We start from the raw sequence: 6,461 nt of genomic DNA on the forward strand, positions 1-6,461 counted from the left end.
AGTGTCAATTAAGTGAAGAGTGAACAGTAAAGAGAGAAAAGTTATTCTTTATACACTTAAGCTACTTTACTTTAAAATACAAGTGTGGTGAAGAACTATTCACTATTAGTTTTTCACTAATCACTAAAAATTTAAGGTGGTTAAAGCGAAAGGTCTCACCTCTTACCATTCCGAACAGAGAAGTTAAACCTTTTAGCGCAGATGGTACTGCAATTTGTGGGAGAGTATGTCGCCGCCTTCTTTACAAGAACCGAATTATTCTTTTGAATAGTTCGGTTTTTTACTATTTTTTCTAATCACTAACCACTAACCACTAACCACTAACAGCTATGAAGACATACTTCTATTTTTTATTTTTTCTATCTCTATCTTTAGCAGCTCAGAATAAAGATGCTCAAAAACGCCTATATTATAATCCTATGGAAGGAGAACCAGCCTATGCTATGGGAAAGTATGAAGTGAGAATACAGGTTTATGAGGAGGCCTTTGATACGCTTGTAACAAAGCAAAATATGGTGAATTTTGCTAAGAAAAATCACTTCTTGGATACCATTCCTAAGCGGAATCCAAAGTTGCCATATTCTCATTATTATCTTACCTATTATACTAAAAATGCAGAAAATCATTGGCAAAATACGATGGTTTATTTCATCGGAAATAAAATCGAAGGAAAAGATGTATTACTGATAGCTAAGATCAGTTCAGTCTCCGAGTCACCTTCCGAAGAGATTGACACAGAGATGATTCAGCTGGTATTAGATAAAAAAGTGCCCAAAGAAAATCATTTGGGTGGGCGTTCTTTTGATTTTCTCGGGAGAAAAGTACCCCTAATGGACGAATGTTATTGGGCTGGAGTCAATATTGTACGCTGCCCTACCAAAGGGGAGATGAACTGGAGCCTGCACGCTACCTTAGCCCAAGCACAGCAAGCCATTGCCCTACAGAAGGAATGGGCTATGTTGATTCTCGTACCAGAAAACCATACGATAAGCATTCTTACAGAGCGGGATATCACGCTCCTCTTTGAAGGGAAGCAAACACGTGCCACGGAGGTTGTCTATAACGAACATTATCAGGATCCTGTCCTCAAGAGTCATCATAAGGATCACAAACTCATTGTCTATTTTATAGCGACAGTGCTCAGAGGGCAGGCGATCTCCTGTGTGATTAGCTATTACGATTATAATGAGCGATTGCCTGAGACGGGACTCCCTGAGTTTGTCTCTCAGTTTGTAAGGCTACCCAAAGGGGCTTAGAGAGTTATTGAAGTACTCGTAGCATGGTTTGGGCTTTATTTTCCGTTTCCTGCCATTCGCTTTCTTCTTGAGAACCACTATTGACCCCTCCTCCTACATATACAAATATCTCTTTTTGAGTGAGTTGGGCACACCTGAGATTGACAAATAGGTCTATGGAGCGATGTGCTCCCCAATGAGTCAAACCACAATACCCTGCATAAAATTCTCTTGGATAGCCCTCATTCTCAAGTAGAAAATTACGGGCTTTATCTGTTGGGAAGCCACATACGGCAGGAGTAGGGTGTAGGCGTTGTACAATTTCTTGGATAGGTGTATTAGAGGTGATTTTAGCGGTAATTTCTGTACAGAGATGCCAGAGTCTCCCTGCACGTACTTCATGTACTTTTCCTATGGATAAATCGGTGGTGAGGGGGTGTAGCACTTGGGTGATAGTATCGGTTACAATCTTTTGTTCTCTATATTCTTTTTCTGTCCATAGGGGACTTTTTCCTTCTACAAAGGGTTTGGTTCCCGCCAGTGACATGGTACAAAGAGTATCGCCTACAACTTTTATCAAGGTTTCAGGAGTGGCAGCCAGCCAGCGACCTACTTTGGGGTGGGAAAAAGCATAACAAAAGGCTGTAGGATATAGCGCTTTTAGATCTTGGAAATAGGTAAGAAGCGATTTTTGATTGCCTTGGTAAGCAATTCTACGGGAAAGAACTACCTTTTCTAACGTATGTCCCTCTATGGCTTTCAGTGCTTTCTGGAAAAGGGTATGATAGTGTTCTCTATCACCTTGGGTGGGAATAAGATCCGCACTAAGTATAGGCTTTTCAACTGAAAATAAGGGAGTGGTAAGGTGATGCTCTTGCTTTAGTAACAAAGGAGTACCCCCATAGAAAGGACACATGATAAAACCATCTCCCTCACAGAGATTGGTTGTATATAAGGTGTCATCATTCTGGTAGATAAGGTGAATATCCGCGCTATTGGGATAGCTAAACAAAGCAAAAGGTAACCCTCTTAGGGCAACCTCCTTTGCTTTTTCTAAAAATTCTTCTTTAGATTGGTTCATCTTTTCTTAGTGATTATGGTGGTGTGTTTTCCATAGGAAACAAGTTTACCTTCCTCGTCAGTGATTTTTACATCCCAGTGTTGGAGTGTTTTTCCCTTATGGAGTAGGGTGGCTTTGGCAAAAACTTGCTTACCCAACTCTACCCCTCGTACATGATTCATCATAATGTCTATTCCTAAAACTAAGTAGTTTTCAGGATCTGGATTTGCCAGTAACATCGCGGCAATACTTCCTGTGGTTTCCGCCAAGGCAGCCGATGCCCCTCCATGCAGTATGCGATTGGGTTGGCAAGTCTTCTCATTGACAGGCATTTGTGAGATTATGTAGTCTTCGCCTATTTCTATAAAGCGAATTTCAAGGAAGTCTATGAGGGTACTTTGCCCCATAGCATTGGCTTTTTCTAATAATAAATGGTTGTTCATATCTTATAGAATTAAAAATAATTAAAGTTATAAGGGTTCAAATTTGTTGTAATGTCTTAGGGGTATAGTTATCTTTTCTTTGGGTAAATCCCTTGCTCTGCCAAAAAAATCTTCTCGGATTCCATATTCATCTTTGTAGAGAAAATCCCCCGAATAGGCGTCTATATAATAGATGCTATGAGCTAATTCTTCTTCTGCAAGTATGGCAAATCTTATTATATTAAAAGATGTTGCAAGACTATCCTTTTTATAATCAAAGAGATGTTGCTCTTTACAAACATCTGTAAGCAATAATAAGAATGAAAAGAACAGAACTCTTATAAAATTACTTAGTTTTTATCACGATTTTATTATTGGACAAATAGAAAATGGTATCATTTTTTTTCTCTTTTATGTAACCAATGTATTTCTTATCCGAATATATAGTATCAATATCCAAACTCTTTACTAAGGCTATATCTTCTTTTAGTTCTGATGGGGTATATTCCAAAAAACCATCAGCCCTATTCCAAAGAAATCCTTTTAGCTTCCCCTGCTTGTCATAAAGTGAAATGGTCTTTATAAGCAATCTTCCATAATTATTTTCTATAAATCCATTGGGGTTATATTGATAATCTTTACCTATTCTTTCGGTTTGGATAACCTTAAAATCACTTTTCGGGGCACTGCATCCTATCAGTAGAAAGCTAATAATGACACTTAATTTAGTAATAGAGTGGTTTGTTGCTTTGTCAGAGGGAGGTATTTTCTGTTTTTCCTTTTTTTCAAAATAACATATCCCCATATAAAAGGCAAAAATGCAGATCCCGCAGGGGATGATAGAGCTATATACTACCGCTGGGTTAATCTCCTCTTTTAAATAGGTAGACCAACAAGCCTCCCGATGCATAAATTCTATCCTATTGATATATAGCCAAAAAGCTAAAATAATTAGGAGTAATATATACTTAGCGATAGATTGTCTAATAGGTTTACAAAAAATGCTATATACAAATACTATACAGAATTGGATAGGCATAAAAATAGAAATACCTGTAATAACATCACTTTTTGCGTCAATACAAGAATACCCATCAGGCAAGAAAAGTATCATTTGAATAGCACCTATAATCACAGATAGGGCACTTATCTTTATACTTTCTTTCATTCTTGATTAGGTTTTGTAAGTTCTATCATCTTTGGGTACGAGCTATAAGCTCGTACCAGCGACTAAAGACAGTCCCATTTTCTTTGCTTTCTCAAGCATAAAGGGATATGCTTCTTCGTAGGAGTTACCTATAATACCCTCTAGAATAGCTTCTTTGATCGCTTCTTTGAGCTGACCTACTTCACGGGAGGGACTAAGGCCAAAGAGAGCCATGATTTCCTCTCCAGTGATAGGAGGTTGAAAGTTACGTATATGGTCTTTTTCTTCTACTTCTACGACTTTTTGGCGAACAATTTGGAAATTCTGATGGTATTTCTTGTATCTCTGTGGGTTTTTGGTAGTAATATCGGCCTCACAAAGGGTCATAAGTGCTTCAAAATCATCACCCGCATCAAAAAGTAGGCGCCTTACAGCCGAATCGGTTACAATATCCTGTGCAATGATGATGGGGCGGGAACTCATAGTAACCATTTTTTGGACAAATTTCATCTTCTCATTTTGAGGCAGACGCAGACGCTGGAATATCTTTATCACCATTTTCCCTCCAAGAAACTCGTGACCATGGAATGTCCAACCTATTTTCTTGTCAAATCGTTTGGTCGGGGCCTTGCCTATATCGTGCAGTAGGGCAGCCCAACGGAGCCATAAGTCATTGGTATTCATGGAGATGTTGTCCACTACTTCTAAGGTATGCCAGAAATTATCCTTGTGGCGTTGTCCTTCTTTTTCATCTACTCCTTGTAGGGCGACCAATTCAGGTAAAATCATTGAGAGTAAGCCCGTTTCATAAAGCAACTTAAACCCAACTGAAGGGCGTGCAGCGGTAAGAATTTTGTTGAGTTCCTCAGCAATACGTTCGTTGGAAATAATCTTGAGTCGTTCCTTGTTGTCCGCTATGGCTTGTAGGGACTTCTCTTCTATCTGAAAATTCAGCTGGGTAGCAAAGCGAATAGCCCTGAGCATACGCAAAGGGTCGTCAGAATAAGTAATGTTCGGCTCTAAAGGGGTACGAATGATTTTGTTCTGTAAGTCATCAACTCCTCCAAAAGGATCTACCAATTCTCCGAAAGTGTCTTGATTTAGGGATATAGCCAACGCATTGATGGTAAAATCACGACGATTTTGGTCATCGGCCAAGGTACCATCTTCCACTATGGGCTTGCGAGAATCCTCCCGATAGCTTTCCTTACGTGCCCCAACAAACTCAATATCAATATTATCGGTCTTGATCATGGCAGTGCCAAAATTCTTAAATACCGATATTTTAGGATTATTGGGCAATTGAGCGGCTACTTTTTCAGCTAGCTCTATACCACTGCCTAGAGTAACAATATCAATATCTTTGGCAACACCTCGTTTTAATAGTAAATCACGAACAAAACCTCCTACGACGAAGCATTTTTGACTGTTTTGGTCAGCAATTTTAGAAATAAGTTCAAAGATGGGAGCTGTAAGTGATTGAGAATAATTCATCATGTATTTTTTTGTTAGTCCCATTTACTTTTTTTGGAAAGTACATATTTTCCGCCTCCTGTGAAACATAGACAAATAGCACCTCCTAAGAATAGTGCTAAGGTCTCAATAGCCCAAGCTCCTGTATCGGGGTTAATGACAAAGATTTCACTCTTATGTACTAAGAAAATAGCCACTAAGCAATCCAGGGCTATAATCATAGCGAAAAAGCGGGTACGATAGCCCAGCATTAGCAGGATAGGCGCTACAATCTCGCCTATGTAGGCACCATAAGCCCAGATACTTGGCAGTGCATGATTGACCAATTGGATCTTTACAAAGCTGATATCATGCAACTTAGAAATACCATGAAAGAGCATGATGCCCCCTATGATGATCCTCAGCAGCAGAACGCCTATATGAATGCTATTATTGTTAGTATTATTGGTATCTCTGTAGTACATTATCAATTAAATTATAAAGAGAGTGGGTGCAAAGATAGTGAAATTATTTTTGCAAACGCGAGTGTTTGAGATAAATTAGTAAATATAAGTATTTACAGTCACTTTTATTCCAAAACGCTCATATAGGAGGGTCTTGAAACGGTGTGCTATAGCGAGGTTGGTAAAGATCATGGCACGGCTGATACTGGTGGCAAAAACTACCTCTCCTATAAGATATTCCACAAGATAGGTTCCTTCTTGGGTCATCAAAACATAATTGGGACTTGGGATTGCTTCCACTGTGTCGGAATTTTTGGCAAAGTTACAAAAAAATGAATAGAACCCATTGATTTTTTGAGATTTAATGTATTATTTTAACGTTTTAGTAAATAATGAATTTTTGAAAAAATCGTACATTTGTCAAAAATTTGATATGTACGCAAGATTTTTTTTCATAATGGCACTTATGGGCATACAGCTTGTTTTCTCTCAGCAGACCGATACAATAGCCAAGAGAGGGAACTTAAGTGTGCCTTCTGTTGAAGCTACCCCAAAGGATAGTATCGGTACGGGGGAAATGATGTTTGACTTAGAGGAGGTTTTATTCTTTGGTAATCAACCTTTTTTCAGAGATGAAGCACAAAGAAGAAAATATGAACTACTCAGATATAGAGTCAAAAA

General features: G+C 38.6%; 7 protein-coding genes, 1 rRNA gene and 1 pseudogene. 3 read left to right on the forward strand and 6 right to left on the reverse strand.

Annotated features, from left to right (window positions below):
- The first annotated feature begins 132 nt into the window (after positions 1-132).
- A 5S ribosomal RNA gene (gene rrf / locus HMPREF9331_RS11565) occupies positions 133-241 on the forward strand.
- A gap of 88 nt (positions 242-329) precedes the next feature.
- Positions 330-1,256, forward strand: a complete 927-nt coding sequence (locus HMPREF9331_RS11570) for a hypothetical protein (RefSeq protein ID WP_016421085.1) — start codon at positions 330-332, stop codon at positions 1,254-1,256.
- Between the two features lie 4 nt (positions 1,257-1,260).
- On the opposite strand, the gene HMPREF9331_RS11575 is transcribed toward HMPREF9331_RS11570, so the two are convergent.
- The 6 genes from HMPREF9331_RS11575 to HMPREF9331_RS11605 all read right to left on the reverse strand — a co-directional run bounded on the left by HMPREF9331_RS11575 (position 1,261) and on the right by HMPREF9331_RS11605 (position 6,080).
- Positions 1,261-2,316, reverse strand: coding sequence for an isochorismate synthase (locus HMPREF9331_RS11575; RefSeq protein ID WP_016421086.1), 1,056 nt, complete (start codon positions 2,314-2,316; stop codon positions 1,261-1,263).
- Positions 2,313-2,738, reverse strand: coding sequence for a PaaI family thioesterase (locus HMPREF9331_RS11580; protein ID WP_016421087.1), 426 nt, complete (start codon positions 2,736-2,738; stop codon positions 2,313-2,315). The genes HMPREF9331_RS11575 and HMPREF9331_RS11580 overlap by 4 nt, the downstream gene beginning before the upstream one ends.
- 325 nt (positions 2,739-3,063) lie before the next feature.
- Positions 3,064-3,885, reverse strand: a complete 822-nt coding sequence (locus tag HMPREF9331_RS11590) for a hypothetical protein (protein ID WP_016421088.1) — start codon at positions 3,883-3,885, stop codon at positions 3,064-3,066.
- Between the two features lie 42 nt (positions 3,886-3,927).
- Positions 3,928-5,358: a CCA tRNA nucleotidyltransferase gene (locus HMPREF9331_RS11595; RefSeq protein ID WP_040357561.1), complete on the reverse strand. Its 1,431-nt coding sequence runs from the start codon at positions 5,356-5,358 to the stop codon at positions 3,928-3,930.
- A 14-nt stretch (positions 5,359-5,372) separates the two neighbouring features.
- The gene (locus HMPREF9331_RS11600) at positions 5,373-5,801 is read right to left on the reverse strand and encodes a DoxX family protein (RefSeq protein WP_016421090.1); all 429 of its coding nucleotides are present in this window, start codon (positions 5,799-5,801) and stop codon (positions 5,373-5,375) included.
- Positions 5,802-5,876: 75 nt separating this feature from the next.
- Positions 5,877-6,080, reverse strand: a complete 204-nt coding sequence (locus tag HMPREF9331_RS11605; protein WP_016421091.1) for a hypothetical protein — start codon at positions 6,078-6,080, stop codon at positions 5,877-5,879.
- Positions 6,081-6,213: 133 nt separating this feature from the next.
- Between HMPREF9331_RS11605 and HMPREF9331_RS13145 the strand changes: the two are divergent.
- Positions 6,214-6,461, forward strand: a pseudogene (locus HMPREF9331_RS13145) (DUF4294 domain-containing protein); the annotation flags it as partial.

This window comes from Capnocytophaga granulosa ATCC 51502 (assembly GCF_000411115.1).
Lineage (GTDB): Bacteria > Bacteroidota > Bacteroidia > Flavobacteriales > Flavobacteriaceae > Capnocytophaga > Capnocytophaga granulosa.